This window comes from Actinomadura sp. DC4 (genome assembly GCF_030406325.1).
Taxonomy (GTDB): Bacteria; Actinomycetota; Actinomycetes; order Streptosporangiales; family Streptosporangiaceae; genus Actinoallomurus.
Genome location: NZ_JAUEQY010000008.1, coordinates 271,287 through 298,073, shown reverse-complemented (window position 1 = coordinate 298,073; position 26,787 = coordinate 271,287). Strand labels below are relative to the sequence as shown.

Below are 26,787 nucleotides of genomic sequence, written 5' to 3'. Positions count from 1 at the left end.
CATGAGCGACGAGCCGAGCGACCGTGTCCGCTGGTCGTCTCCCCTGCCGGACGCCCCCGGTGGAACACTGTTGCCGGCCCTCGACACGGCCTGCGTCGTCGCCACACCGGCGTACATGTGCCTGACCTCCTCCGAGGACGGCGTCGCCTGGTCGGCCGAGAAGGAGACACTCTTTCCCGGCACTCCGGTGCTGCTCCCCGGTGACCTGGTCGCCCGGCCGGAAGACGGGATCCTGGTCGTACGGGACGTGCGTACCGGCGAGACCACGGCGGCCTGGCCGGAGCCGGCGATGTCCGCGCCGGCGGCCGCCCCGGATGGCGACCTCGTCTTCTGCCGTTGGACCGCGGAGGGCGGGGGCGAGCTGAAGAAGGCCGGACCGGACGGGACGACGCGATGGTCCCTTCCGCTGTCCCGGCGGCTCTCGGCGGCTCCGCTCGTCCAGCGCAACGTCGTCATCGTCGGCGACGGCCCACGCCTGCGCGCCTTCGACCTGAACGGGACGCCGCGCTGGACGGCGGACCGCGACGGTGTCCACGCCACCGGGCGGCCCGATGCGCCGGCCGCCGGCGACGGCGAGATCGAGGGACCGGTCGTGGCCCTCGGCGACGCGCTGCTGGCCGAGCTGAGGTGGGACTCCGGCGCGGGCCGGTACCTCTTCCACCCCAGATCGGCGACGACCGTACGGCTGGAACCGGCGATCCCCATCCACGGAACGCCGACCCCGGTCGACCGGCCCGGCGGTGGCCTGGTCGCGCTGGGCCCGACCGGGGAGAACACCTGGGCGGTCGTGCTGGTCGACCTGGACGGCCGGGTGATCTGGACGCACCGCAGCGCCGCCGAACCACGCGTCCTCCTGGCCACGACCGGCGGCGACGTGCTGCTGTTCTGCAGCCCGACGCTCGACCGCTGGCGGAACTACCACCAGTGGTACGACCTCTCGGAGGAGTGTTTCGTCCGGCGGCTGGACCCGTCCGGCGCCGAACGCTGGACCTGGCGCGCCCCGGCACCCCTGACGTACCGCCCCGCCCTCGACCGCCTCGGCCGGATCTACACGGCGGCCCCGGGACACCTGTGGATCCTCGATCCGTCATGACGGCGTCGTGTCGGTGGTCTGGCAGGTGCGGTGGGCGTCGGGGGTGTTGACGCCGTAGGGGTCGGTCCAGAAGTCGGCCGAGGTGAGCAGGTGCTGCCAGGTGACGCAGGCCTCGAAGCGGTAGGTGTCGCCTGGGCGGGCGTACAGCTCGTCGGTGAACTTCGCGGGTCCGGTCTCGAAGGGGGTGCCGCGGTAGTAGTACGTCCAGTGGCCGAGTGAGATCGGCGGGAACGGGACGCAGCCGGCGGTGCCGGCGCATTCGTCGGCCAGGGTCTTGTCGATGACCGTGACGTTCACGTCCCGGACCAGGTCGGGATAGGGGACTCCGGTGATCGTGGCCAGGGCGTCGCCCGGACCGGTGGTGGAGACGGTGACGGCGCCGGTCAGGGTGAACGGGCGCGGGGTGCCGGGGGTGGCGGCGGTGCCCGTGGGAGTGTCCGTGAAGCTCTCCCCGGTGGCCGGGTTGGTGAAGCGCAGCCGGAGACCGTCGAGGGTCTGGGCGATGTCGCCGCCGGCCGAGCCGGTGCCGTACGGGGCGGCGCTCGCCGTATAGGCGGCGGGCCCGTTGCCGGTCGTCTGGGCGGTGAGCGTGACGGGGGCGGCCGGGGTGAGCGGGCCGGTCACCGGCGGCGGGCGGAAGGTGAACTTCCAGCCGCGGCAGGTGCCGCCCGGGTGCTTGCCGTGCTCGCGGCCGCAGGAACTGGTCGCCGGGCCCGGACGGCCAGGGCCGGTGGTGAGGTAGTCGACGAACGGCGCGAAGCCGGTGGCGCCCTCGTCGGGCGTACAGGTGTGGACGACCAGGTAGGACTGCGCGGGATTGTCGCGCCGGTTTCCCAGGTCGCGTACGTACGCGTAGAAGCAGGACGCCGACGGCCAGGTGCCCTGGTCCTTCATGCACGCCGGGTCGAACCGGTAGGCGCGGATCCGGTCCGCGCCCTGGCTGAACTCACGGCGGCACTCGGTGGTGGCGGCGGGTGCGTAGGAGCCGAGCGTCCAGGACGACGAGCACGCCACACCGCGGGCCAGGCAGGCGTTGTCGCTCTGGTCGCCGCGCAGCATCCAGGACTCCACCGGGAGAGCGTCGCCGTCCATCCGGGTGCGTTGCGGCATCAGCAGCAGCCGCTCGGGGTGGCCCGGATCATTGCCCGAGCCGAAGCAGATCCCCGCGACCTCGCCGTACGCGCACGGGGTCCGCCACCCGCCGCCGGAGATGGTCAGCCCGGGGGCGCCGAAGGCCAGCTCGCCCTGGCCACGGCCGTTGAAGCCCTGCAGGTAACTGTGGTGCCGCTGGTTGATCATCAAGTCGGTCAGCAGCTCGGGCGGCCGGTAACGGGCGGAGGCGGCGATCGTGCCCTCTTCGGCGAAGTTGATCCGGGAGTGCGGCACGGGGGCGAGGTCGCCCGTCCAGACCTGCATCATCGGGCTGACCTCGTCGGAGTCGAACAGCCGGTCGGTACGGTACTCGGCCCGCCGCCGGAACGTGGTGTTGCGCAGCTCGCCCATCGACTCGGTGGCCGCCTTGGCCACGATCAGGTCCAGTACGGCGCGTACCTTCGGGCGCAGCGGGTCCTCCAGCGGCGCCAGGTCGTACAGGTTGAGCAGGCCGATCATCTGCAGCCGCGCGTAGACACGGGAGTTGTACTCCACGAAGTCGTGGGCGATCCAGGCGCTCAGCATGGCGTCGAGCCTCGCCCGCAGGCCGTTGGCGGCGTTGTCGGCGTTGTCATTGCGGACGTACGTCGTCAGGGCGCTGTTCGTGCCGGCCTCGTACACGTCGCCGGTGAGCATGGGGAGCAGGGCGTTGTGCAGGTACCGGGTCGACTCGATCATCAGCTGATGGTTCTCGGTCTCGGGCACCGGGAAAGGCCCGAGGTTGCAGTTGACGGTGTCGGCCGGCACCGGGCCGCCCTCCAGCCACGCCACGCGGGCCATCGCCGCGTCAAGCCCCTCGGCCCGTGCCGCCGGGTAGTGGTAGCGGGCCAGTACCCAGACCCGCAGGGCCATCGCCATCGCGAGATCGGCGTCGCCGTCGAAGCACGGAGGGCCGGACTTGGTGCCCGGCCGCCCGGTCAACTGTGGCATGTGCAGCAGCTCGTCGGAGACGGTCTCCCAGCCAGACGCGCTCCGCCGCGTCTTGCCGTCGAACACCACGTCCGCGAACGGCGTCTCCCAGTCCGGGGCCAGCGCCGTCAGGCACGTCCGGGCGCCGTCCTGGGTGATCGGCGGGTACGTGGTGCCCTTGCCGTCATCGCCGCCGTTCATCACACGCTGGACCGACGACGTGCCGATGTCGGTGTCCAGCATCCGCAGTAGCCCCACCTGGGCGAGGACCACGGCCGGGTAGTCCTCTCCCCATGCGGCCGGTAACGGCTTGCACGCCTGAGCCAGCAGCGGCGGTACGCGGTACTGCTCCCGGGCACCGCGTAGTTCGACGACGTTGTCCGGCTGCTTCACCGTCGAATAGTCGAAATACCCGACGTCGGCCCGCGCCGCCCCATCGAGGGCGTACAGGCCCGACATCATCAGCAGGACAACGGTAAGGATTCGGCGCATACCGCCCACCCTTCGCCCGGCGGGCGCCGACCACATGAGTACCCCCTTACTCATCCGGCGTTCGTGGCAGGACCCGGAGGCTTTCGCCGGACTGTTCGACCGCTACGTACAGCAGATTCACCGCTATGTCGCTCGGCGGCTGGGGATCGATGCCGCCGACGACATCGTCGCGGAGACCTTCCTCGCCGCGTTCCGGCGAAGCCTGCCGTCCAGGGTGAGGGCGGGCCTTTCCGGGTCTTCCCGAAGCTCGACGGCGTGGGTCTCCAGCACGGCGTCCTCGACGCGGCGGGACGGCGCGGGGACGCTTTCACGTCCCTTTCGGGCAGTGACGATTTTCGGACGCAGATCATCATCGACTCGCGCACCTACCACCACCTCGGATCGGCCTCGGTCGACGTAAGGACGGGAAAGCCGACGCAACTCGACGCCCTGCTGGAGACCGCCGTCGCGGACAAGCCGTGGCAGCGGCCTTGGCCGGGCCTTTCGTGGGCACGCGATCGGCGAGTCCCTGCCGGTCGCTGGATCCCAGGGGACTGCACCCGGTCTCCCACGGGTCATGGCACCCACGACACGTGCTCCGTTTCCGGACAGCGCCCAGGACAGAGTGCGTCCAGGTGATGCGCCGGCCGCACAGGTCGACATGCCCGACGCGACCCGTAGCCGCACGCTTGATCACTTAACGAGTCCGATGGAAGGCGTTATCTCGTGCCCTGGATCGGGTAGCTCTCTTGCTGTTCCGGATATCAACATGTCCAGTCCGGCCGAAGCCGTCCGGGAAGATCGAACTGAATACTGATAACTCAGCGAGTTTTCCACATCGCATGCGATAAGGCTTATCGTGAGAATGCTATTACCGAGTTCCCGGCCACGCCGCACAAAACTCAAACACGGACGCTCGTTCGCCCCCACAATAGTCGGCCTCAGTGTTATCACCGCAGGAATTGCGGGAATCATCGTCCAGCGTGGCGAATATCTACTCGGCACCGCCTTTATTATCTTCGGCGGTTTTCTCACCGTAGCAGCAGAGTCCATTTCCCACACAAGAAACAGCCGCCACACCTCGATCTCTTCACCGGCACGAAACGAGGGACCAGAATATTCGATCCTCGATCTACTTCCGGCGGCATCGCGTCACTTCGTAGGCCGCAATAAGGAGCTGGACCGCCTATGGGCGCTCATCAACCCTCATTCTCACGCCGAAATAATAACGATCGCCGCAATCCACGGAATGGCCGGTGTCGGGAAGACCGCGCTGGCCGTTCAGTGGGCAAACATGATCCGCGACTACTATCCCGACGGACAGCTCTACGTTGATCTTCAAGGATTTTCACTGGAAGCACCCGTGGCTCCCCGAGAAGCTCTTATCAGACTCTTGGGCGCCCTGGGAATGGAGCGGACATCGTTACACCTGAATCTCGCCGGCCTAAGAAAGATCTATGTGAAACTCTTGTCGGGAAGACGGATACTCGTCGTCCTGGACAACGTACGGGACGAAGAACAGATCATACCTCTGCTGCCGCCGAGTTCAACCAGCATGACCGTTATCACCAGCCGTAAACACCTCGGCCGTATCGACAAGATGGGAGACGTACGCCCGATATCTCTGAGTCTGCTGTCCCATGAAGAGGCGAAGGGCCTTGTCGCCAGCCATCTTGGCAGCAGCAGGGTCAAGGCGAACCTTCGCGCACTGGACGACCTCGTCGAACTTTGCGCGCGCCTTCCCCTGGCGCTGACAATAGTCAGCGCCAGGGCAGCCAGGACACCTACCACTCCACTCGCGCGGATCGCCGACGAAATCCGCCGCTCCCGGCGCGGCCTGAGCAGCGACCCACAAGCTGAGCCCGGAACCGAATCCGTGTTTCTCTGGTCGTACGACACACTGGACAGCAGACATGCAAGCACCTTCCGTCTGCTGAGCCTGCATCCCGCCTTTCCCTTTACCCCGGCGGCCGCAGCCGGGATCCTTGGCGTGACCATCGATGATGCGACATCGCAGCTCAGCGAGCTGAGCAACGTTTACATGATAATACGGACCGCATCCGATGAATACATATTCCACGACTTGATACGTGAGTTCTCCATCGGGCTTCGCAATACCGAGAGTACCGCCGCCGCCGTCACCGAAGCACGGCAGCGCATGGTCGATTACTATCTCCAAAGTGCGAGCTCCGCATCTGCCATGAATAATCCGCTGCGCGCTCGAATCCATATACAGGAGCCGGTCGGCAAGGTGACGGCGGAGAAGTTTTCCACGTACGGCGATGCCGCGAGCTGGCTCGACAAGAACTATCTGCTTCTCCTTGAAGTGATCAGTGTCGCTTACGCGGAGTCGCTCGACACCTATGCCTGGCAGATCGCCTGGGCAGTAGGCGACTCGATCGACCGGAATACTCACTGGCAGAAGCTTGTCGTCGCAATGCAGACGGCGTACAGAGCCGCAGAGAGAAGTGGCGACGTCCAAGGGCAGGCGTTCACGAGAAGATGGCTGGGGAGAGCTCATCTAAAGCTCGGAAATTACGCCGCGGCCCGTGCGGATTTCGTCCACGCGCTGTCGCTTTCTGCGTCCATCGAGGACTGGAGCGAGCAGGCTCGCGGTCACCATCATCTCGCGCTCCTAGAGGAGGCGACGCAAAACTACGAAGAGGAACTGAGGCTCGTCAAGCTCGCTCTTCCATTTTACCAGTTGGCGAATGACCCGAGCGGCGCGGCGCGCGGGCTGAACGCCGAAGGCTGGTGCTACACACTCCTTGGACGCCACGCCGAGGCTGTCATGATCTGCGAACGCGCACTCGAGTTACTCCGCTCACTCAGCGACCGCCAGGGCGAGGCGGACACATTGGACAGCCTCGGCTACGCCTACGCCAAGCTAGGTGAATACGCTAAGTCAATCGACGCATATAACCAAGCAATACGTCTTTACGGTGTCGTCGGCAACTTCCCCGCCGAAGCCGCCAGCCTTCGTTATCTGGGTGAAGTGTACGCCAACTCCGGGATGACCCGAGAAGCCAAGGAGACCTGGCGCCATGGGCTGGAGATCCTGTCGGAGCTCGATCTGCCAGGAGAAGAGGATTTGCGGCGCCGGCTCTCGACCTTCAACTCTCCCAAGAGCCGGATCTTCCCGATTCGTGGGACGGGTCGCGCATCCGCTATCGCACGCTTCCTGGGACGATGAGACGAAAGGATGATCCTTCCGGGGCTAGATCAGCCCGGCCTCCGAATAGAAGATCCATCGGTGGGTTCGCCAGCGGATCGCGTCGGCGGAACGAAGCCGGTCGCCCGACGCCGGGGACCTCCCGCAGCCAGCGCAGCAGGTAGGACAGGTCGGGGATGGTCTCCCCTGAGCGACTGAGCTCCACCGGCGGAGGCAGCCGGACGTCCTCCAGCAGCACCGGGATCGCGGCGCAGCTCCTCGTGAAATCGATTCCTAAGCCGATTCCGCGCCACCACCCGCACCGTCTGCGGCAGGCCTGCCCTATCGGGCCACTTTCCCGACGAGGTCGGTGGTCGCGGTCCACAGGCGAGCGGCCAGGTCCTCATCGAGACCGATGTCGCCCTGCCGGCGAACGGCCGGATGGCCACGGAGACCGCCCAGGCCGTCGGGCCCGACATAGGAATTGCCGGGGACGTCCTGGGTGGCGGCATAGAGCACCGACAGCGCCCCGCGTTCCGGGGGGTTGGTGAGGAACGTGAAGCGGTTGACGATGTTCGACCGTGAATGGGCGGCCAGAGAGGTACGCGCGATGCCCGGGCTGGCGAGCACCGACCGGACCGGACTGCCCTCGGCGGTCAGCCGGCGCTGCAGTTCGAGGGAGAACAGCACGACGGCCAGCTTCGACGCCTGGTAGGCGCTCATCCCGTTGTACTCGCGCGTACGCCAGTCGAGGTCGTCCAGGGAGATCGCGCCCCGACGGTGCAGCTGGCTGGTCACGTGCACGACCCGGTCGGTGAGGTGTTCGAGAAGGAGGTTGGTCAGCACGAAGGGACCGGTGTAGTTGGTGGCCGTCTGCAGATCGAGACCGTCCGCCGTACGCGTGCCGGGGACGTCCATCACACCGGCGTTGTTGATCAGAATGTCGAGGTCGCCGGACCAGGAGCCGGCGAAGGCGCGCACCGAGGTGAGGTCCGCCACGTCGAGCGGCCGGACGTCGAAGACACCGGGCAGGCCGGCGACGGCGCAGCGGGCCTTGCCCGTGTCGCGTACGCCCAGCACGACGCGGGCTCCGGCCCGCGCCAGCTCACGCGCCGTTATCAGGCCGAGGCCGCGGCCCGCCCCGGTGATCACCACCGTACGGCCGTTCAGGTCCGGGAGGTCGTTCCCTGTCCATGGCATCGTCTTGGCTCCGTTGTTCGCGGTTCAGAGGCGACCAGTGAACGCACCGGGCGGCGGGCGGAGGAAGGACACGCTCAACCACTGAACGGCGGGTCGTGGCTGAAACGCCCCGGATGACCAACGATGAGAACCATGGACGGTACGTTCGACCGCTCGTCCCTGGGCGCCTTCCTCCGCACCCGGCGGGCGGCGCTGCAACCGGAGGACGTCGGGCTTCGCCGGGGACAGCGCCGGCGCGCCCCCGGCCTGCGGCGCGAGGAGGTGGCGGAGCTGTGCAGCATGTCCGCGGACTACTTCGCCCGCCTGGAGCGCGGCGACGGGCCGCAGCCGTCGGAGTCCATGGTCGCGGCCATCGCCCGCGGCCTGCGGCTGACCCCGGACGAGCGCGACCACCTGTTCCTGCTCGCCGGCCACCGCGCCGCCCGCCGCGACGTGCGGGCCCGGCACGTGAGCCCCGGGCTGATGCGCGTCATGGACGGCCTGACCCGTACGACCGCGCAGGTCATGGGCCCGCTGGGCGAGACGTTGCTGCAGACACCGCCCGCCGTGGCACTCCTCGGCGACCAGACGCGGTACACCGGCAACGCGCGCAGCGCGCCGTACCGCTGGTTCACCGATCCGGCCGCCCGCGAGCGGTACCACCCCGAGGACCACGGCGAGAACAGCCGCGTCAACGTCGCGCAGCTTCGCGACGCCGTCACCCGGAACGGGCCCGGCTCCCCCGCGGCGGATCTCGCCGGCGTCCTGCGGAACGCCAGCGAGGAGTTCGCCCGGCTGTGGGAACGCCACGAGGTCGGCCTTCGGTGGAGCGACACCAAACGATTCGTCCATCCCGAGCTCGGACGGCTGGACCTCTTCTGCCAGCTCCTGCTCGATCCGGACCAAGGACAGTCGCTGCTCATCTTCACGGCCACCCCGGGCACGGAAAGCCACGAGAAACTCGCCCTGCTCACGGTTCTGGGCACCGACCGATTCGCGGCCGGTACGGATTGACGCCGCTTCGGAAACACGCGTCTCTGGAGTTTGCTGGAAAACACTGGAAGCTTGGTATTACTCTGGCCCCATGGAGGACGCACTCGACGCTCTCGAGCGCCGCATCGCGCAACTGCGCCAAGCGGTGCGCGAGGCCGTGGCCCAGCGAGATTCCGGGCGCGCCAAAGAGCTGCGGGCGGAATTGCGTCGTACGGAACGCGCCTGGGACACCCTGATCAGCCCACCCGAGGCCGACGAATCCCGGACGGAGGCCGGCACCGCGTCCGGCGGATCGGTCGCGACATCGATGCTCCCGGTACGTGAACAGGTCCACCAGGCACTCACGCTGCTCGGCGTACCCGCGGCGCCGAAACTGATCGGCGCCGTGCACGAGGCGTTCTTCACCGGCACGCTGCCCGCGTCGCGGCTCACCAGCCTGCGCCGGGACGAGGAGCGCTCCTACCGGTCCTCTCCCGGGGCCAGGCCGTACTACCTGTGCCCCGCGCTGACCTATGACCATCTCGCGCCGGCCCGCGCGCTGCTGACCGTGAGCACGTGGCCGATGGAAGAGCGTGTCGTCGGCCCGCTGAGTCCCCGCGTTCACTTCCTCGCCGCCGCCATCAGCATCGCCGAGGCCGTGACCACTTTGCCCGCCGTCGCCGAGAGCGGCGAGCCGGCACCGGTCGGAGCCGGGCGGCTGCTACAACAGTTCGCCGTGAACATTCCGGGGGCAACCATCGCCGACGCGGGCGCGTCGAAGACGGGCATGGATCCCGGCCTCGTACGGGCCGCCGCTCAAGCCGAACTGGACGTGCACTATGACGCCGATCATGACACCCGGGTCACCACGGCCCGGCGCGCCCGGCGGCAACTGGACGATGCCGGGCAGTTGTTCGGAACGCGCTTGAAAACCATTCGCGGTGCCGCCCGTCAGGGCTGACCGACTGTGACTTCCCCAAGGACCGACGTGAATCCCCTAGATGACCGACTCGACGCACTGCGTGGGACTGTCCGGCCGCTCAATTACAACGCGCGCGCCGTGGCCGCACTGACCATCAACCCCGGATGCGGACGCCGCGCCGTGATGGACGCCGCCGGTGTCGACAAGACACGGATCGCCGCCCAGACGGGTTTCCCCGCTCCCTTTGGAATGTCCCCGTTCGCGCTCGCCCACGGCAACGCGTTCGAGGCTCAGGTCAAGGCGAACGGCTGTGCCGAGCTCCTGCGGCTGCTGCGGGACAAGCTCGCGCTGCCCATCCCGGAGGTCTCCTACATCCCGCTCGACGTCGTCGGTGACCTGGTCGACCGCAACGTCCGCTACCGGCGCACCCGCAACGAGCTGCTGCAGGCCGCGCAGAGCGACGGCGACGAACCGCGCACGTTGTTCGACCACCCTATGCTGCGGCTCCGGGTCGGCGGCCACGACGTCTTCCTCGAACCCGATGTGGTCACCTTCCAGCTCGGCGGCCGGTTCCACGTCATCGAGATCAAGTCGTTCGCGGTCATCGACGGTCAGGCGGACGGAGACCAGGTCGCCGCCGCCACCAAGCAGGCCGCCGTGTACATCCTCGCGCTGCGCGAACTGCTGGCCGAGGTGGGCGTGCCCCCCGAGGCGGTCTCCCACGACGTCATCCTGGTGACGCCGGAGAACTTCTCCTTCCGCGCCACCGCCACGATGATCGACGCGCGCCAGCAGATCGACGTCGTACGCCGCCAGCTGTCCCGGCTGACCCGTATCGACACACTGCTGGACGCGCTGCCGGACGGCGTCACCCTCGACCTCGCGCCGGACGCCGACGGCACGCCCACCCGCCCGAGCGAGGAACTCGTCGACGCGCTCGGCAGCGTGGACTCCCGCTACCAGCCGAGTTGCCTGGCCAACTGCGAGCTCGCAGGCTTCTGCCGCGACGAGGCACGCACCGCCCAGTCCGTCGACGTGCTCGGGCCGACCGTACGCGACGACCTCGGAGGTCTGGACACGATCGGTACGGCGCTCGACCTGGCCCGGGGCAAGCGCGCTCCCTCGGCGGACCAGCGGGAGGTCACCCGTGCGCTGCGGCACGCCGCCCGCCTACGGGACGCGCTCCTGGGCGGCGCGGCATGACCCTGCTCACCACGCTGGCCCACCTGAACGCGGCACAGACCGGGCACGCCGAGCGCCTCAGCACCGTACGGCACCGGCACCTCTCCGACCGGCCGCTGGTCATCGTGCCGTTGAACCTCGCCGGAGAGGCGGCCGCTCCGCTCGCCGCGATGGTCGGCACCGACCGCCGTGAGCCGACGCTGCTGACCGTGCCGCAGCCGCGCAACCGCGGGCTGCGCTTCGGCTTCTTCGCCGACCTGGCCCGAATCGTCATGCCCTACATCGAGGCGTGCCGGGCGCAGACCGAGGCCCTGCCCGCGACCAGGAACCGCGAGGAACAGGACATCTACCTCGACGCTCCGCAGACGATCGTCCCCAACCGGGTGGCCCTGTCCTACCTCGGGCTCCTGGGCCGGTCGACCCGGTTCCGGCGTGCCGACGGACCCAACCCGGTCGACGCCTCGGTCCCGCTGCTCGGCCAGTGGCTGACCTTCCTGGCCGAACGCGCCGAGCACCCCGACTCGGCCATGCTCCTGCCCCTGACCGACCTGCTGAGGGCGCAGTGGGCCACCGGGCAGAGCCCGCTGGAGGACGCCAACCTCGCGGCGCTGCTCGGCTGGATCGACCCGCCCGCCGGGATGAGCGGGCTGCAGGCGGCGCGGGTCGCCGAGGACCCGCTCCAGTGTCCGCCGGCGGGGCCGGCCACCGATCCGGGGTTCGACGGAGTGATCCTCAATCCGGCCATCGAGAGGTACGAACAGGCCGTCAACGGCGGCGATCCGAGCGCCGTCCAGCGAGCCGTCGCCGCCCTGTCCCGTGAGCTGAAGACTCAGCTGAGGCCGACCTGGGACCTGATGTGGCGCGGAATCGACCGGCTACGCGCCATCGGCGAGGCGCCGAGCGCGGAGACCCGGTGGCGGTTCGACCGGCAGGAGTTCACCTCGTTCAGCGCCTACGTCGCCGGGGGCGGGCGGCCTCAGCCGAGCCGCGACCGTGCGACCACCGCGGCCGCCCGGCTGCACCGCCTGGAGCGCGCGCAGGCCGCGTACGACGCGCAACGTGCGCTGGAGGACCCGTTCGTCATGGCCGAGCTCCGCACCGTCGGCGAGGCCTTCGGCGGTACGGTCGTGGACCGCGAGCCGACGCGGACCTCGGCCAGCGACAAGGGCCGCCCCATGCTACGGCCCCGGTTCACCGTCCGTACGGATGACCCGATGCGCATCGAACCCGGGAGCCCGGTCGTCCGCCCGGAACGCCCCAAGGACAAAGTGCGGATCTCCAGCGTCACCCAGGACGACGACGCCTGGCTGGTCGTCCTGGAGGTGACCAGCGGGATGGGCACACCCGGCAAACCGCGCACCGAGGCCGTGCCCGAACGCGGCGACGAGGTCCTCTACACCCACGACCCCGGCTGGTCGAGCCCGCGCGAGTTCCCGCCGATCGAGGAGACGCCGTGGACGCACGGCGGCCCGCCGGCCCTCAACGATTCCCGTGACGACGGTGTCGAGGAGTCATGGTGAGCATCGCCGATCCGGTGGCCGCGGCGGAGACCGCCGTACGGACGATCCTCGCCGACATGGCGACCATGGCGGCCGGTCCCCGGCGCGGCCTCGTCGTCGACTCCCCGCCGGGCGCGGGAAAGACCACCCTCGTCGTACGGGCCGCGATCACGCTGGTCGAGGGCGGCGAGCGCTGCATGATCGTCGCGCAGACCAACAACCAGATCGACGACCTCGTCCTACGGCTCGCCGCCGAGCATCCGACGCTGCGCATCGGCCGCCTGTCGGCCACGGAGTACACCGCACCGGCCCCCCTGCTGGCCCTGCCCAACATCACGATCGCCCGGAAGGCGGACGACCTGGGCCACGCCGACGTGGTGCTGGCCACCGCGGCCAAATGGGCCACCGTGAAGGACCACCGCTGGGCCTGGGCGATCGTGGACGAGGCGTACCAGATGCGCTCCGACATGCTGCTGTCCATCGCCGGCCGCTTCGAACGCGCCCTGTTCGTCGGTGATCCCGGGCAGCTGGACCCGTTCTCGATCATCGACACCTCACGCTGGATCGGCCTGCCGTACGACCCGATGCAGAGCGCGGTGGCCGTGGTGCTCGCCCAGAACCCCGAGCTGGCCCCGCCGCACCGCCTCCCGGTCTCCTGGCGGCTTCCCTCCTCGGCGGCCCCGATCGTCTCCGCCGCGTTCTATCCGTTCGCCGGCTTCAGCGCGGCCACCGCCGACGGCACGCGCCGCCTGGAGTTCACCGCGGCCGGGTTCGGGAGCGCGGTCGATGAGACCCTGGCGATGGCCGCCCGTACGGGCTGGGCCCTCCACGAACTGCCCGCCCGCCATACGCTGCGCACCGACGCGGAGGCCGCCGACGCCGCGGCCCAGATCGCCGCACGCCTGCTGACCCTGGGAGCGGTCGGCGTCTGCGAACGCCGTCCCGGAGGCCAGGACATCGGCCCGTCGCGCATCGCGATCGGAGTCGCCCACCGCGACCAGGCCGACCAGATCCGCCGGGCGCTCGCACGCATCCCCGGCGCGGCGCAGATCACCGTGGACACCGCGAACCGGCTGCAGGGCCGGGAGTTCGAAGTCACGATCGTGGTCCATCCCCTGTCGGGCCGCCGCGACGCCACCGCGTTCCACCTCGAAGCCGGGCGGCTGTGCGTGCTCGCGTCCCGCCACCGGCAGTCCTGCATCGTCGTGGCCCGCGCCGGCATCGCCGACCTCCTCGACGCCCATCCCTCCACCGAACCGGTCCATCTGAACGTCCCGGCCAAGTTCCCCGACGGCTGGGAGGCCAACCAGGCGATCCTCGCCCACCTGTCCGACCACCGCGTACGCGCCGTTTGACTCCGAGATATCCACCGGATGGCCGCTGGTCATCCGGACCAGGTCCGGTGGGAGGAGTTCTGACGCACGCCTACGGGTTGGTCCGAGCGAATGGTTCGCCGTCTATTTGCCATGAAATGTCCGCCCTCTTCGCTAGGCTCTGCCGCGGCAAGGCTGTAGCGCAGAGGTCGTCGCGCCTTACAGCGGGTTGGAGGACGTCGGTTCGAATCCGACCAGCCTTGCCCCAAATCCTGGAAGTGATCGGCGGGGGTGTCGGTGGCGGTGGTCGATACCGACCTGGCTGAGACGCCCTCGCCCGGCGAAGGCGCCCCGGCTGAGATCGCGGCCTGCCTGGAGATCATGGCCCAGGCCCGCGCGGCGGAACCCGGTGATCCCCGGTGGGCGGCCGTGCACGAGGCCGCGGCGCAGCTGTACCGGGCGGGGAAGAAGGCGCGCAAGGCGGCGCGGCACGCCGAACGCAGGCGGCGTGATCAGGTGGCCACGGCGGGCTCGGTCCGCTACCGGGAGCAGGATCCCGGCCCGGCGGCCGACCAGGGTCGGCCCGCGACGGCGTGGCGTTCGCTGGCGGGGACGCGGTCCTGTTACGTCTGCAAGGCCGCCTACGGGCGAGTGCATCCCGAATACCACCTGCTCTGCCCGGACTGCGCCGAGGAGAATCTGGCCCGCCGGTACGCCCGGTGCGATCTGAGCGGCCGCCGGGCGGTCGTGACCGGTGGCCGGGTGAAGATCGGTTTTCAGCTGGCGCTGAAGCTGCTGCGCGACGGCGCGGAGGTCCTGGTCACCACCCGTTTCCCCCGGGACGCCGCACGAAGGTTCGCCGCCGTGCCCGACGCCGGAGAGTGGCTGGATCGGGTGCACGTTCACGGGGTCGACCTGCTCGACGTGGCGGCCGTGGCCGGTCTCCTGGAGGCCGTCCACCAGCGGTTCGACTCTCTCGACATCCTCGTCAACAACGCGGCCCAGACGATCCGGCGGCCCGCCGCGTACCACCGTGAGGTCCGTGCGGCGGAGAGCGTCCCCCTGACCGGCCCGACCGCCCGGATCGACGTGGCGGACACGCCGATCCGGGCGATACCGGCCGCCGGCCACGCACCCGTCCCGGCGAAGCCCGTGGAGGCGCTGTTCCCCGCAGGCCGTACGGACGAGACCGGTCAGCCGCTCGACCTGCGCGACCGCAACAGCTGGAGTCTCCGGCTGCACGAGGTGGACCCGGCCGAGTGGATGGAGGTGCAACTGGTGAACTCCTTCGCGCCGTTCCTGCTGACGTCGCGGCTGCGCGGCCTGCTGGAGGCCGCGAGGAGCCCGGACCGGTACGTCGTGCAGGTCTCGGCGATGGAGGGCAGCTTCTCCCGGGAGTACAAGACCGTCCGCCACCCGCACACCAACATGGCCAAGGCCGCCCTGAACATGCTGACCCGTACGGCCGCCGCCGACTACGCGGCCTCGGGTATCCACATGAACAGCGTGGACACCGGCTGGGTCACCGACGAACGCCCCCACCCGGACAAGACCGCGCAGCGGGAGGCGGGGTTCCGGCCGCCGCTGGACGTCATCGACGGCGCCGCCCGGGTCTATGACCCGATCGTGCGCGGTGTCGGCGGCGACCGGATGGCCGGCCTGTTCCTGAAGGACTACCGACCGGTGGATTGGTGATGATGGAGCCGACGCCCGTACGCTGCCCCGCGATCGAGCACCCCGACGTGCCGCCGGCCGATCCGGCGGACCTCGACCCGCTGCTCGCGCGGCTGGCCGGTGAGGCCCCGGTGACGCGCGACGAGACCTTCCCGCTCGGCACCGTACGGCCCGGCGGCCGGGTCGACCTGTGCAAGCAGGGCCTCGGCCCGGCCGGGGCCGCGCGATTGCTCCCGGTCGCGACGACCTCGCCGCACGCCGTCCATCTGCTCCTCGGCACCAACGCCATCGGGAGCGACGGGGCACGGGCCGTCGCCGGCTCGCTCGTCCCCGGCCACGGCCTGGAGACGCTGTACCTCGGCTGCAACCGCATCGACGCGGACGGTGCCGGGGCGCTCGCCGACCGCCTCGCCGGGGACGCGACCGTACGGGCGGTATGGCTCAAGCGGAACCCGGTGGGCGACGCCGGAGCCCGCGCGCTCGCCGCGATGTTGCGGCGGAACACGACGGTCCGCACCCTCGACCTGGTCAACACCGGGCTCACCCGGGACGGACTGCGGGTGCTGCTGGCCGTGCTCACCGAGCGGCCGGAACCCGTCGAGCGGCTGTTCGTCGGCGGCAACGGGCTGGGAACGGAGTCGGCGGACCTGCTGGCCGCGCTGATCCGGGACGCGGGCGTCCGCGAGCTCTACCTTCCGGCGAACCATCTCGGCGACGCCGGCGTGGCGACCCTCGCCGCGGCGGCCGACCCCGCCCGGCCCGTACGCCTGGGCCTCGGCGGCAACGGCATCGGCCCGGACGGCGCCCGCGCGCTGGCCGACGCCCTCGGCGGCATCGAGGCGCTCGACCTGGGGCGTCCGCCGTCCGAGCGGAGTCTCGGCGCGCCCGCGAACGCCACCGGGGACACGGGCGCGGCCGCGCTGGCCGCGGCGCTGCCCGGCAGCCCCTTGCGGCGGCTGGAGCTGCGCCGTACCGGGGTCACCGGCCGTGGCGCCAAGACCCTGCTGGACGCCGTTCCCGACGACACCCGTCTGGAGTACGTCGGCTTCGGCCCCGGCGTGCCCCGCCGGGTGAAGCGGGCGCTCGCGCCGCGCCTCCGTCCCGCCGCCCGGCCCCATCCGGACCTGCACGCGATCGGAAGCCTCTACCGGTGAGCGCCACCTCCCGTTCGTATCCGCCGCACGAGGCATCGCGGTTGCGGCGGATCCGGCGGTACGCGGTGCCCGAGTGGATGATCGAGCAGGCGACCGTACGGCGCCTCGCCGGCGACTGGCGCGGCGCCTGCGCCGCCGCCAACATCGATGTCGCCGTCGACCTGGCCGACGTCGCGAACACCCACGGCGACGCCGTCGCGGCGGCGGTCGAGGACGACCTGTCCCACTTCGCCCCGGACCTGCTGCGCTGGCACCTGCCCCGCCTGGACCGCGGGCGTACGACGATCGTGCCCGACCAGGTGATGGTCCTGGGGCGGCCGGGCGGGCACCCGGAGGCTCCCCGCCTGTACCTGTGGACACCTCACTGGATGGTCCACGGCCCGCAGCGGCTGTCCCTGCGCGCCGGGCCGGTCCCCGGCGGGGGCGCCTACCTGGAGACCGACTGGGCCTACTGCGCGTTCTGGCGGAACGTCGTCCAGGACTGGAGCACGTCACGTCACCTGTGGGACGTGCGCCACGCCGGCGAGCTGCGGGAACGCTGCGGCGGCGGCGAGGACCGCGCCCCGTTCCTGCGCGGCGACGGCACGCCGCGTTCGGCGGAAGAGCTTCCGGCCGAGGACCCCGGCCGCGCCGATCCGGCGGCGTTCGCCGAATGGGTCACGCTGCTGCACGAGCGCGGCGAGGTCGAGGCGGCGTTCGCGGCCGCCGGCATCGAGCTGGACGCCGCGCCGGTCGAGGTCGATCCGTCCTACAGCGTGAACGGCGTCGACCCGCTCGACGTTCTCGCGCGCATGCCCCTCGACCTGGCCCGGGTGGAGACGGAGGTCCGCCGTCTCTCGGCGGCACTGGGAACCGGCCGGTTCTGGATCCCCTACCGGCAGTACGCGGCGCTCTCCTTCGAGAGCGGTGGATCGGGGCTGCGCGTACGGATCGTCGAGTTCGAGATGGGCTCGGAGCCCGGGGACGCGGTGCTGCCCGAGTCGTCCTGGCGCCGCCTGCCCGATCTGGACCTCCTGCGGGACGGTTACCCGCCCGAGCGGCTGCACCCGCTGGTCCGCGACGCCCTGACCCCGGGTCGCGCCGGCGACCCGGTGCGGCCGCCCGATCCGGAACGCTCCGAGCCCGTACGGGTCCGCTGCCGGGGCGAGTGGCACGAGGTCTCCTTCCGCGACGGCCGCCTCGACATCCCGCACAGCGCGGAGGAGCAGCAGCGGGAGACCGCCATGCGGGCGTTCGGCGGCGCGGTCGCCGGCTGCTTCGCCGTAGGCCACACGTGGACCTCCGGAACGGGGCGGCTGCCCAAGGCCCTGCGCGACCGGCGGAGAGAGCTGTTCTCGCGGGTCCAGCACGGCGACCTCCCCGGGGTCCTGCGGCTGCTGGACAGCGGCGTGGATCCGCGCGTACGCGACGGCCGGCGGCGCACCCTGCTCCACATGCTGCACCTGCTCGACACCGGCGCCGATCCGGACGTACACGGCCGCCTGCGGCGCGAGCTGGCCCACCGGCTGCGGCACCTCGACCACGACGGCCTGCTCGCCCGTCTGCTGGCCGCGGGCCTGGACATCGACGCCACGGACGCGGAGAACCGCACGCCGCTGTTCGCCGCGATCTGCGGCCACGGCTCGGTGGCGCTCGTACGGGCACTGCTCGACGCCGGGGCTCGGATCGACGTGACCGGCGAGATCCACGGCGAGGACGTGTCGCTCCACCGGCTGATCAACCTGCTCCAGCGCGACGAGCTGGACTTCATCGCGGACCGGATCGAACACGAGCACCCGGAACTCCTCGAGGAAGAGTGAACGCCATCGACTCCCCGCCGCGCCTTACGCGGACGTATCCACCGGACGAGGCGTCGAGCCGCCGGCGGATCCTGCGGTACGCCGTGCCCCGGTGGATGATCGAGCGGGCCACGGAGCGGCGCCTCGCCGGGGACTGGCGCGGTGCCTGTGCCGCCGCGAACGTCGAGGTGGCGTTCGACCTGGCCGACCTCCCCCGGAGGCATCGCGGCGCGGTCGAGGACGACCTCCTCCATCTCGCGCCCGACCTGCTGCGCTGGCATCTGCCACGCATCCTGGGAGGGCGTACGACGATGCGCACCGGCCTGACGATCGCACTGCGCGGCTACGCCGGCGCGCGGTACCTCCACGTCACCACGCCCACCATGGCGGACGGGCCGCAGCGGTTGCGCCTGTCCTACGGCCGGATCGACCATGCCGACATCTCAGGCGTCCATCACTGGAGCACGCTGCGGCATCTGTGGGACGTACGGCACACCGGTGCGCTGCTGGAACGCTGTGGCGGCGGGGACCGGCCACCGTTCCTCGACGCGGATGGAACCTCGCGCGCCGCCGGGGACCTGCCCACCGCCGACCCCGGTCCCGCCGACCCGGCGGCCCACGCCGAATGGGTCACGTCGCTGCACGAACGCGGCGAGATCGAGGCGGCGTTCGCCGCGGCGGGGATCGAGCTGGACCCGGCACCGCTCGTGTTCAACTGGTACGGCGAGATCACCATGCGGCGGGTCCTGGAAAAACCCGCTCTGGCGTTGACCACGCTGGAGCCGGAGGTCCGGCGGCTCACCGAGGAGGGCATCGGGCGTCGCTTCCTGATCCGGTGCTTCTGGGGCAGCGGGGTGCTGCTGGAGAACCGGGAACGGGACCGCGGCCTGCTGGTCCGGGCGGTCCGCTCCGAGGAGACCGGCGGTACGCCGATACTGCCCGAGGCGGCCTGGCGGCGGCTGCCGGATCTCGACGTGCTCCGGCAGGGCGACGCGGATCCGGACCGGCTGCACCCGCTGGTCCGTGCCGCGCTCTTCCCCCTGCGGGAGGACCCCGCCGGCCCGGCCGGACCGCCGGATCCGCAGCTCCCGGCCCCGGTCCGCGTACGGTGCCGGGGCGAGTGGCACGAGGTGTGCTTCCAGGACGGCGCGCTGGGGATGCCGCACAGCGAGGACGAGCAGCGGCGGGAGCAGGCGATGCGGGCGTTCGGCGGGGCGGTCGCCGGGTGCTTCGCCGTGGCGCAGGCGATGACCTCCGGCGAAGGCCGGCTGCCGAAGGCCCTCAAGGAGCAGCGGCGGGAGCTGTACGCCCGCGTCCAGCACGGTGACACACCCGGAGTCCTGGCACTGCTGGACGCCGGGGTCGACCCGCGCTTCCGTGACGGGCGGCGCCGTACGCTCCTGCACGCCCTGATCCACCTGGACCACGAGATCCTGCTGCCGCGGCTGCTGGAGGCCGGAGTCGACCTCGAGGCCGTGGACCACAACCAGCGTACGGCGCTCCACGTGGCGGTCGGGGACAACGGCTCCGCCTCGCTGGTCCGGGCGCTGCTGGCCGCCGGAGCACACCCCGACGTCATCGACGACGAGGGCCGGTCGCTCCACGATCTCATCCGCATCTGGAAGCGCACCGATCTGGACCTGGACTCACTGTCGTGAAAGGACGAGGACCGCTGAACGCCGCCGATGAGGGCTCCGCGACCGACCCGCTGGCCGCCGCCGACGAGCTGGGCCGCCGGCTCACGTCCCCGCGTACGGAGCCGGCCGCGAACCCGCAGCTGGAGGCGCTGGCGCTCGCGGTGTCCGCGAACCTGCCCGTGCTGCTCTGGGGCGAGCCGGGGATCGGCAAGTCCGCCGGCCTCCAGCAACTGGCCACCGGCCTCGGCGTCCCGCTGGAGACGGTGATCGCCAGCGTGCACGAGCCGTCCGACTTCGCCGGCCTGCCGATCATCGGTGCCGATCCGGCCACCACCGGAGTGCCGATGGCGCCGCCGGACTGGGCGGTACGGCTGTCCGTGGCCGGGCGCGGCATGGTGTTCTTCGACGAACTGTCCTCCGCTCCCCCCGCCGTCCAGGCGGCTCTCCTGCGGGTCGTCCTCGAACGGCGGGTCGGCAGCCTGGCGCTGCCGGAAACGGTGCGGGTGGTCGCCGCGGCGAACCCGCCGTCCAGCGCGGCGGACGGCTGGCATCTCAGCCCGCCGCTCGCGAACCGGTTCGTGCACCTGCGGTGGACGCACGACCCGCGTACGGTCGCGCGAGGCATGGCCGGGACCTGGCCGGCCGTGCCCGTACCGATCGTCGACCCGGCCCGGGTGCCCAGTGCGGTCGCGCGCGCCCGCGGGGTGATCTCCGGGTTCCTCACCGCCCGGCCCGGCCTGGCTCACCACCTGCCCGGCGACGCGGAGAGCCGGGGTGGCGCCTGGCCGTCGCCGCGCACCTGGGAGATGGCGCTGCGGCTGCTGGCGGTCGGGTACGCCGCCGACGCGGACCAGAAGGCGGTCGCGGCGGCGGTGATCGGCGCGGTCGGCGACGGCGCGGGGCTGGAGCTGCTGACCTACCTCGAACAGCTCGACCTGCCCGACCCGGACCGCGTCCTGGCCGATCCGGCCGCGTTCGCGCTGCCGAAACGGGGCGATCGGCAGCTCGCCTTCCTGACGGCCGTCGTCTCGGCGGTGCAGAGCGACCTCACGCGGCGGCGTTGGGAGGCGGGCTGGGCGGTGCTGGCCAAGGCCGTCGACGCCGGAATACCCGACGTCGCCGCCCGGGCCGCCGCGGACCTGGCCGCCCTGCGCGACACCCGCTGGCCGGTCCCGGACGGCATCGACGCGTTCCTCGACCTGCTCCGATTGTCGGGCGCCCTGCCGGGCGGCTCCTGACCCATGGCCGAGCTCGACCGGGTCAAGCTGCTCGCGGCGCGGTACCGCGCCGCGAACGAACGGCCGTACCTCGCATCGGCGCTGTACTCCCTGACGGTCGTGCCGAGCGACGGCGTGCCGACGATGGGCGTCGACCGGCACTGGCGGTGCTACGTGTCACCGGCGTTCGTCGCGGCGACGCCCGTTCCCGAGCTCGCGGGCGTCTGGATCCACGAGGTGGCGCACCTGCTGCGCGACCACCACGGCCGTACGGACCGGCTGGCGGCCGCCGACCAGCGCGACCGGCCGCGCGTGAACGTCGCCCAGGACTGCGAGATCAACGACGACCTGCTCGCCGACGGGCTGGCGCTGCCGGAGGGCCGGGTGGAGCCCGGCGCCTTCGGGCTGGCGACCGGGCGGCTGTTCGAGGAGTACCTCCCCGATCTTCCTCCGTCGGTCGTCTGCTCCGACTGCGGCTCCGGCGCCCACGGCTCGCCGGGTGACTGGGAGATCGCCGCAGAGCCCGGTGGCGTCAGCACGGTCGAGGCCGAGGCGCTGCGCCGGCACACCGCCGAGGCGATGCGCGCCCACCAGCGCAACCGCGGCTCCCTCCCGGGCGGCTGGCAACGCTGGGCGAACGAGATCCTCGAACCGACGGTCGACTGGCGGCGCGTGCTCGCGGGCGCCGTACGGGAGGCGGTCGCCTGGGCCGCCGGGGCGGTCGACTACACCTATCGCCGCCCGTCCCGCCGCACCGCCGCGCTGCGCGGCGTCGTGCTGCCGAGCCTGCGCCGCCCGCTGCCGGCCGTCGCGATCGTCATCGACACCTCCGGGTCGATGGGCAAGGACGACCTCGCCGAGGCCCTCGCGGAGGTCACCGGCGTGCTGCGGGAGGTCGGCGTCGGCGGCAACCGGATCACCGTGCTCGCCTGCGACGCCGACGTGCAGACGGCGGCCCGGGTGACGTCCGCACAGCAGGTCACGCTCACCGGCGGCGGCGGCACCGACATGCGCGTCGGCATCCGGGCCGCCCTCGCCCTGCCCGAGCGGCCCGGCGTCGTGATCGTGCTGACGGACGGGTTCACTCCGTGGCCCGAGGCACCGTCGTCGTCCCGCCTCATCGCCGCGCTCATCGGCGCGGGCGCGTCACCCCCGCCGGCCTGGGTCGAGGCGATTCGCGTTTCCCCGACCGCCTGACGCGCCGCCGGTCCGCGATCAGGACAGGGCCGCGTCCCGCCCGCGCAGCCAGGCGGACATCTGTACGACCAGGTCCATCACGCTGGACTCGTCCTGGTCGACTCCGCGGGTCCGGTACACGTTGTAGGCCGTGATGACGATGCGTTCGGAGTCCGGCAGCCGGGCGTAGGGCCCGAGGTCGATCCGGTCGGCCGCTTCCTGCCACGACCATCCGGCCCTGATCGAGGCGTCGAGGCCGTCGCGTACGTGCGTGAGGTAGCCGCGCACCTCCAGGACGCCGCTCGCGTCGGTGACCGGCCCGTGGCCGGGGACGACGACGGCGGGATCCCAGCCCACCATCGTGTCGCAGGCGGCGATCCATCCGTTCAGGTCGCCGGACCAGGTCACCGGGGTGCCGCCGATGAAGAGCAGGTCCCCCGCGAACACCACGCCGGCGTCCGGGACGTACGCGACCGCGTCCCCGCCGGTGTGGGCCGGCCCGAGCGGGACGAGCCGGACCTCGCGTCCCCCTGCGGTGACGGTCGCCTCGGTCTCGAACCCGGCGTCGGGCTCGCGCAGCGTGATGTCGGAGAAGTCGAACGCCCCGAACATGCGCCGCACGTACGGCGTCAGCTCCGGCCCCAGGTCGGTGGTCGTGAGCTGGTGCAGCATCGCCGGCGGGACGTCGTGGATCTCGTGCCGGCAGAGCGGCGTCGCGTGGATCCGTACCTCCGGCGCCAGCAACTGGTTGCCGTAGCAGTGATCGCCGTTGGCGTGCGTGTTGAGTGCGTCGGTGATCGGGCTGCGGTCCGTGATCTCCGACATCGCGGCCAGCATCTCCGCGGTGAGCGGCAGGTCGAAGAGCGTGTCGACGAGGAAGCTCGCCCGGTCACCCTCGATGAGGCCCGCGTTGCTCCAGCCCCAGCTGCCGTCGGGCGCGAGCCACCCCCAGACGTGGTCGGCCACCTCGTGCAGCCCCTTGGTGTACTCGGTCATGGTCGCCTGTCCTTCTTCGTATGAGCGGCGTGGCTAGTGGCCGGAGCGGAGCCGGTGGACCCGGGCGCCGGGCACGATGGTCTGCCGGGTGCGCCCGAGCTCGGGCCCGTACAGGGACACGACGTCACCGGCCTTGAGCCAGCCGTCGTAGGTCGCCGGGTCGCCCGTCACGTGTTCGAGCAGGCAGCCGCCCGGGATCGTCCCGGAGCCGATGACGTCGCCGGGACGCAGGTCGACGCCGCGTGAGCAGTAGGAGACGACCTCGCCGAAGCTCCAGTCCATGTCGGCGGTCGTGCCCTTCGCCACCTGCTCACCGTTCACGGAGGCGGCGACGTCGAGGGCGAGCCGGCCGCCGACGCGGTGGTCGGCGAGTTCGTCGGCCGTGACGAGCCACGGCCCGAGCGTCGTGCCCGAGTCCTTGCCCTTGGCCTGCCCGAGTCCCTGCGCGAGGTCCTTCAGCTGCAGGTCGCGGGCGGACCAGTCGCAGTAGAACGTGTAGCCGGCGATGTGGTCCTCCGCGGCCACGGGATCGAGGTCGCGTCCGCCGGGGCCGATCACCGCCCCGATCTCGAGCTCGTAGTCGAACCACGCCGAACCTGGTGCGATCGCCACGTCATCGCCGGGACCGTAGACGTCGGCCGGGTTGCCGAAGTAGAAGGCGGGCACCTGGTCCCAGACCTCGGGCAGGTCAGGGCTGCGCCCGAGGGCGCGCATGCACCCGCGCATGTGCTCCAGGAAGCACAGCGCGTCGCGGATCGACGGCGGGCGCGGCACCGGTGCCGCCAGTGAGGCTCCCTTCAGGGGGATGACGTCGGTGCTCGTACGGCGCAGCTCGCCGGCGAACTCCGACATCGCCGTCCGGCCGGCCGCGACCAGGCCGAGCATGGTCCGGTCGTCGTCGGCCAGCACGATCTCGTCTCCGGCGACCAGCCCGAGCCGTTCTCGCCCGTCGTGCCGCACTGTCGTCCAGGGCATCGTTACCTCCTTGGGGGTATGTCGACGTCGATCGCCGAGACCGGGCAGGACTCGGCGGCGTCGAGGACGTCGTCGATACGATCCGCCACGGGTCCTGGCTCCAGCAGCCGGACCCAGCCGTCATCGTCGGTGCCGAAGACGTCGGGCGCAACGGCCCGGCACAGCCCCATCGCCATGCACCGCTCGGGGTGGACCGCGATGTCGATGCCGCTCACAGGAGCACCGGCCGTTTCTCCCAGCCGCGGGAGACGGCGTTGAGCGTCCGGCGTACGGCGGGTTCGGCGCCGCTGCCGAAGCCGGGATAGTGCCGCAGCAGCTCTTCGAACACCACCTGTCCCTCCAGGCGGGCCAGCGCGGCGCCGACGCAGAAGTGGATGCCGTGCAGGAACGCGAGGTGCTTGCCGTTCTCGGCCCGGTGGATGTCGAAGCGGCCGGGGTCGGGGAAGGCGCGCGGGTCACGGTTGGCCGCGGCGATGCACGGCGCCACGAGCGTCCCGGCCGGCAGGTGCCGCTCGCCGACGGTGGCGTCCTTCGTGAGCAGCCGGAAGGTGAGGTGCAGCGGCGGGTCGATCCGCAGCATCTCCTCGATGGCCTTCGGCAGGAGTCCGTGCGCGGCGGTGATCTCGGCGCGCGCCCCGGGATTGTCGAGCAGGAGAGTGACGCCGTTGCCGATGAGGTTGGTGGTCGTCTCGTTGCCCGCGACCAGGAGCAGCGCGATCTGTGCGATGAGTTCGACCTCGCCCAGCACGTCGCCGTCGTCGGTCTTCGTGTGCACGATGGTGGAGATCAGGTCGTCGGCGGGGTGGGCCCGGCGCTGCTCGGCGAGGCCGGCGAGGAAGTCGAAGAGCACCAGGCTGGTGCGGATCGCCTCGTCCCGCCGCTCACCCTGCACCATCGGGTCGAACGTCGAGGCGTAGGCGAACGACCAGGTGCGGAAGCTGCCCCAGGCGTCGCGGGGGACGCCGAGGATCGAGGCGATCACGGCCACGGGCACGTCCGCCGCGAACCTCGGCATGATGTCGACCTCGCTGCCGGGCTCGAAGTCCTCGAGCAGGGACGCGGTCGCGCCCAGCACCGCACCACGCCAGCGCTCGACGGCGTCGGGCGTGAACGCCGTACGGAACGTCGAGCGGATCCGGCTGTGCACCGGCGGGTCGGCGAACATGAACAGCCGTGAGGCGATCTCGGCGAACCGCCGGTGCTCTGCGTCGGCCGGGTCGTGCGTGCCGGCCGGCGTGACGTCGAACAGGTCGCTGGAGAACGTGCCGTGGTCGGTGGCGATCCGCCGTACGTCGGCGTAGCGGGTGACGAAGAAGCTCTGCAGCAGCGGCGAGTAGTGCACGCCGTCGCCGGTCTCGCGCAGTTCGTCGTACAGCGGGAACGGGTCCTGGACCACACCGCCGAAGAGGTCCGCGAGTATTCGCTCGGCCGGTCTCGTGCCGCTCTTCGCTGCGGTGGTCTCGCCTGCCATGGCGCCTCCCGAGTCGACTGTGACGTGGATTACGAGCAGTGTGCGGACGCGACCGGCCGAAGTCAACGGTCCGTCGAGAATTCTCGACGGTATGTCGAGACTGCCGGGCGGCCCACCGCCACCGGGTCCGCGGGTAGCGTTCGGACCATGACTTCAGGAGCCCGCGACACGGCCGGGAGCGACGCCGCGGCGACCCGGCCGCGCCGTTTCGACGACTCGTTGCGCAAGGGCGACCGACGTCGCGAGCAGCTTCTCGACGTCGCCGAGCACCTGCTCCAGACCCACTCGCCGAGCGAGCTCACCATCGAGCGCGTCGCCCGCGCGGCGGGCGTCTCCCGCTCCAGCCTCTACTTCTACTTCCAGGGGAAGTGGGCGATCGTCGACCAGCTGATCGAGCAGGCGTCGGAGGAGATGTTCGAGCGGAACGTCGCCCTCGCCGAGGCGCCCGACCTCGCGTCGTACCTGCGCGCGATGGTCGTGTCGGCGGCGGTCGGCTGGCGCGAGCACCGCGCGGTCTTCCTGGCGGCGACGGAGCGGTCGGCCCACGCCGACGAGGCCACGGACCACTGGCGGTCGATCATGGGGCGCTTCGCCGACGCCATGGCGGAGCGCATCGACCAAGAGCCGGCCTGCACCCCCGCCGTCGCCGCCCTCGGCGGTTCGCGGGCGGCCGCCGAGATCGCGTGCTGGATGGTCGAGCGCAACCTGTTCATGCACTACTCGCGCCCGCGCGACGACGCCGACATCACCGACCTCGTCGAGGCGCTGACGGTCGCCATGCTGCGTGTCGTCGGGATCGACCCCGACATGTAGGTCCTTTCTCGTCACAGCGTCGACAAAAATCGACGGAGTGTTGACAATTCGTT

Annotated in this window: 20 protein-coding genes and 1 tRNA gene; 15 read left to right on the top strand and 6 right to left on the bottom strand. The window is 71.1% G+C overall.

All coding sequences use genetic code 11. The annotated features are described in order from the left end of the window. Position 1: 1 nt before the first annotated feature. The gene (locus QWU11_RS16305) at positions 2-1,093 is read left to right on the top strand and encodes a PQQ-binding-like beta-propeller repeat protein (protein ID WP_290109068.1); all 1,092 of its coding nucleotides are present in this window, start codon (positions 2-4) and stop codon (positions 1,091-1,093) included. Here QWU11_RS16305 and QWU11_RS16300 read toward each other — a convergent pair. Further along, complete coding sequence (locus tag QWU11_RS16300; protein WP_290109067.1) at positions 1,088-3,646, bottom strand: hypothetical protein; 2,559 nt, start codon at positions 3,644-3,646, stop codon at positions 1,088-1,090. The genes QWU11_RS16305 and QWU11_RS16300 overlap by 6 nt on opposite strands. An 844-nt stretch (positions 3,647-4,490) precedes the next feature. Between QWU11_RS16300 and QWU11_RS16290 the strand changes: the two genes are divergently transcribed. Then, positions 4,491-6,818 carry a tetratricopeptide repeat protein gene (locus QWU11_RS16290; RefSeq protein ID WP_290109066.1) on the top strand — a complete coding sequence of 776 codons (2,328 nt, stop codon included), beginning with the start codon at positions 4,491-4,493 and terminating at the stop codon, positions 6,816-6,818. Between the two features lie 300 nt (positions 6,819-7,118). Here the strand turns inward: QWU11_RS16290 and QWU11_RS16285 are convergent, their stop codons facing one another. Beyond that, entirely contained in the window at positions 7,119-7,976 is an 858-nt protein-coding gene (locus tag QWU11_RS16285) for an SDR family NAD(P)-dependent oxidoreductase (protein ID WP_290109065.1), read from the bottom strand. A 132-nt stretch (positions 7,977-8,108) separates the two neighbouring features. Between QWU11_RS16285 and QWU11_RS16280 the strand changes: the two genes are divergently transcribed. The 12 genes from QWU11_RS16280 (at position 8,109) to QWU11_RS16225 (ending at position 22,500) form a co-directional block, all read left to right on the top strand. Further along, complete coding sequence (locus QWU11_RS16280) at positions 8,109-8,969, top strand: helix-turn-helix transcriptional regulator (RefSeq protein WP_290109064.1); 861 nt, start codon at positions 8,109-8,111, stop codon at positions 8,967-8,969. A 70-nt stretch (positions 8,970-9,039) separates the two neighbouring features. After that, positions 9,040-9,888 carry a hypothetical protein gene (locus QWU11_RS16275; RefSeq protein WP_290109063.1) on the top strand — a complete coding sequence of 283 codons (849 nt, stop codon included), beginning with the start codon at positions 9,040-9,042 and terminating at the stop codon, positions 9,886-9,888. A gap of 99 nt (positions 9,889-9,987) precedes the next feature. Next, complete coding sequence (locus tag QWU11_RS16270) at positions 9,988-11,052, top strand: hypothetical protein (protein WP_290109062.1); 1,065 nt, start codon at positions 9,988-9,990, stop codon at positions 11,050-11,052. After that, positions 11,049-12,551: a hypothetical protein gene (locus QWU11_RS16265; RefSeq protein ID WP_290109061.1), complete on the top strand. Its 1,503-nt coding sequence runs from the start codon at positions 11,049-11,051 to the stop codon at positions 12,549-12,551. Before QWU11_RS16270 ends, QWU11_RS16265 begins: the two co-directional genes overlap by 4 nt. Beyond that, a complete protein-coding gene (locus QWU11_RS16260; RefSeq protein WP_290109060.1) occupies positions 12,545-13,885 on the top strand; it encodes an AAA domain-containing protein in 1,341 nt (446 codons plus the stop codon). Before QWU11_RS16265 ends, QWU11_RS16260 begins: the two co-directional genes overlap by 7 nt. Positions 13,886-14,034: 149 nt before the next feature. Further along, positions 14,035-14,106 (top strand) — tRNA-OTHER (locus QWU11_RS16255). Positions 14,107-14,140: 34 nt separating this feature from the next. Beyond that, on the top strand, positions 14,141-15,538 hold the full coding sequence (locus QWU11_RS16250) for an SDR family oxidoreductase (RefSeq protein ID WP_290109059.1): 1,398 nt from the start codon (positions 14,141-14,143) through the stop codon (positions 15,536-15,538). Further along, positions 15,538-16,671 carry a gala protein gene (locus tag QWU11_RS16245; RefSeq protein WP_290109058.1) on the top strand — a complete coding sequence of 378 codons (1,134 nt, stop codon included), beginning with the start codon at positions 15,538-15,540 and terminating at the stop codon, positions 16,669-16,671. Before QWU11_RS16250 ends, QWU11_RS16245 begins: the two co-directional genes overlap by 1 nt. Continuing rightward, positions 16,668-18,470, top strand: a complete 1,803-nt coding sequence (locus QWU11_RS16240; RefSeq protein ID WP_290109057.1) for an ankyrin repeat domain-containing protein — start codon at positions 16,668-16,670, stop codon at positions 18,468-18,470. The genes QWU11_RS16245 and QWU11_RS16240 overlap by 4 nt, the downstream gene beginning before the upstream one ends. Then, the gene (locus tag QWU11_RS16235) at positions 18,467-20,107 is read left to right on the top strand and encodes an ankyrin repeat domain-containing protein (RefSeq protein WP_290109056.1); all 1,641 of its coding nucleotides are present in this window, start codon (positions 18,467-18,469) and stop codon (positions 20,105-20,107) included. Before QWU11_RS16240 ends, QWU11_RS16235 begins: the two co-directional genes overlap by 4 nt. Next, complete coding sequence (locus QWU11_RS16230; RefSeq protein ID WP_290109055.1) at positions 20,104-21,324, top strand: AAA family ATPase; 1,221 nt, start codon at positions 20,104-20,106, stop codon at positions 21,322-21,324. Before QWU11_RS16235 ends, QWU11_RS16230 begins: the two co-directional genes overlap by 4 nt. Before the next feature lie 3 nt (positions 21,325-21,327). Further along, the gene (locus QWU11_RS16225; RefSeq protein ID WP_290109054.1) at positions 21,328-22,500 is read left to right on the top strand and encodes a VWA-like domain-containing protein; all 1,173 of its coding nucleotides are present in this window, start codon (positions 21,328-21,330) and stop codon (positions 22,498-22,500) included. Positions 22,501-22,518: 18 nt separating this feature from the next. Here QWU11_RS16225 and QWU11_RS16220 read toward each other — a convergent pair whose 3' ends face one another. The 4 genes from QWU11_RS16220 to QWU11_RS16205 are packed head-to-tail and all read right to left on the bottom strand — an operon-like array spanning position 22,519 to position 25,921. After that, entirely contained in the window at positions 22,519-23,475 is a 957-nt protein-coding gene (locus tag QWU11_RS16220; protein ID WP_290109053.1) for an MBL fold metallo-hydrolase, read from the bottom strand. A 33-nt stretch (positions 23,476-23,508) separates the two neighbouring features. Next, positions 23,509-24,450 (bottom strand): fumarylacetoacetate hydrolase family protein, encoded by a 942-nt coding sequence (locus QWU11_RS16215; protein ID WP_290109052.1) that lies wholly within the window; start codon positions 24,448-24,450, stop codon positions 23,509-23,511. A gap of 2 nt (positions 24,451-24,452) precedes the next feature. Beyond that, positions 24,453-24,665, bottom strand: coding sequence for a ferredoxin (locus QWU11_RS16210; RefSeq protein ID WP_290109051.1), 213 nt, complete (start codon positions 24,663-24,665; stop codon positions 24,453-24,455). Continuing rightward, positions 24,662-25,921 (bottom strand): cytochrome P450, encoded by a 1,260-nt coding sequence (locus tag QWU11_RS16205; protein WP_290109050.1) that lies wholly within the window; start codon positions 25,919-25,921, stop codon positions 24,662-24,664. The genes QWU11_RS16210 and QWU11_RS16205 overlap by 4 nt, the downstream gene beginning before the upstream one ends. 147 nt (positions 25,922-26,068) lie before the next feature. On the opposite strand from QWU11_RS16205, the gene QWU11_RS16200 reads away from it, so the two are divergent. Next, positions 26,069-26,734, top strand: coding sequence for a TetR/AcrR family transcriptional regulator (locus tag QWU11_RS16200; protein ID WP_290109049.1), 666 nt, complete (start codon positions 26,069-26,071; stop codon positions 26,732-26,734). Positions 26,735-26,787 lie beyond the last annotated feature (53 nt).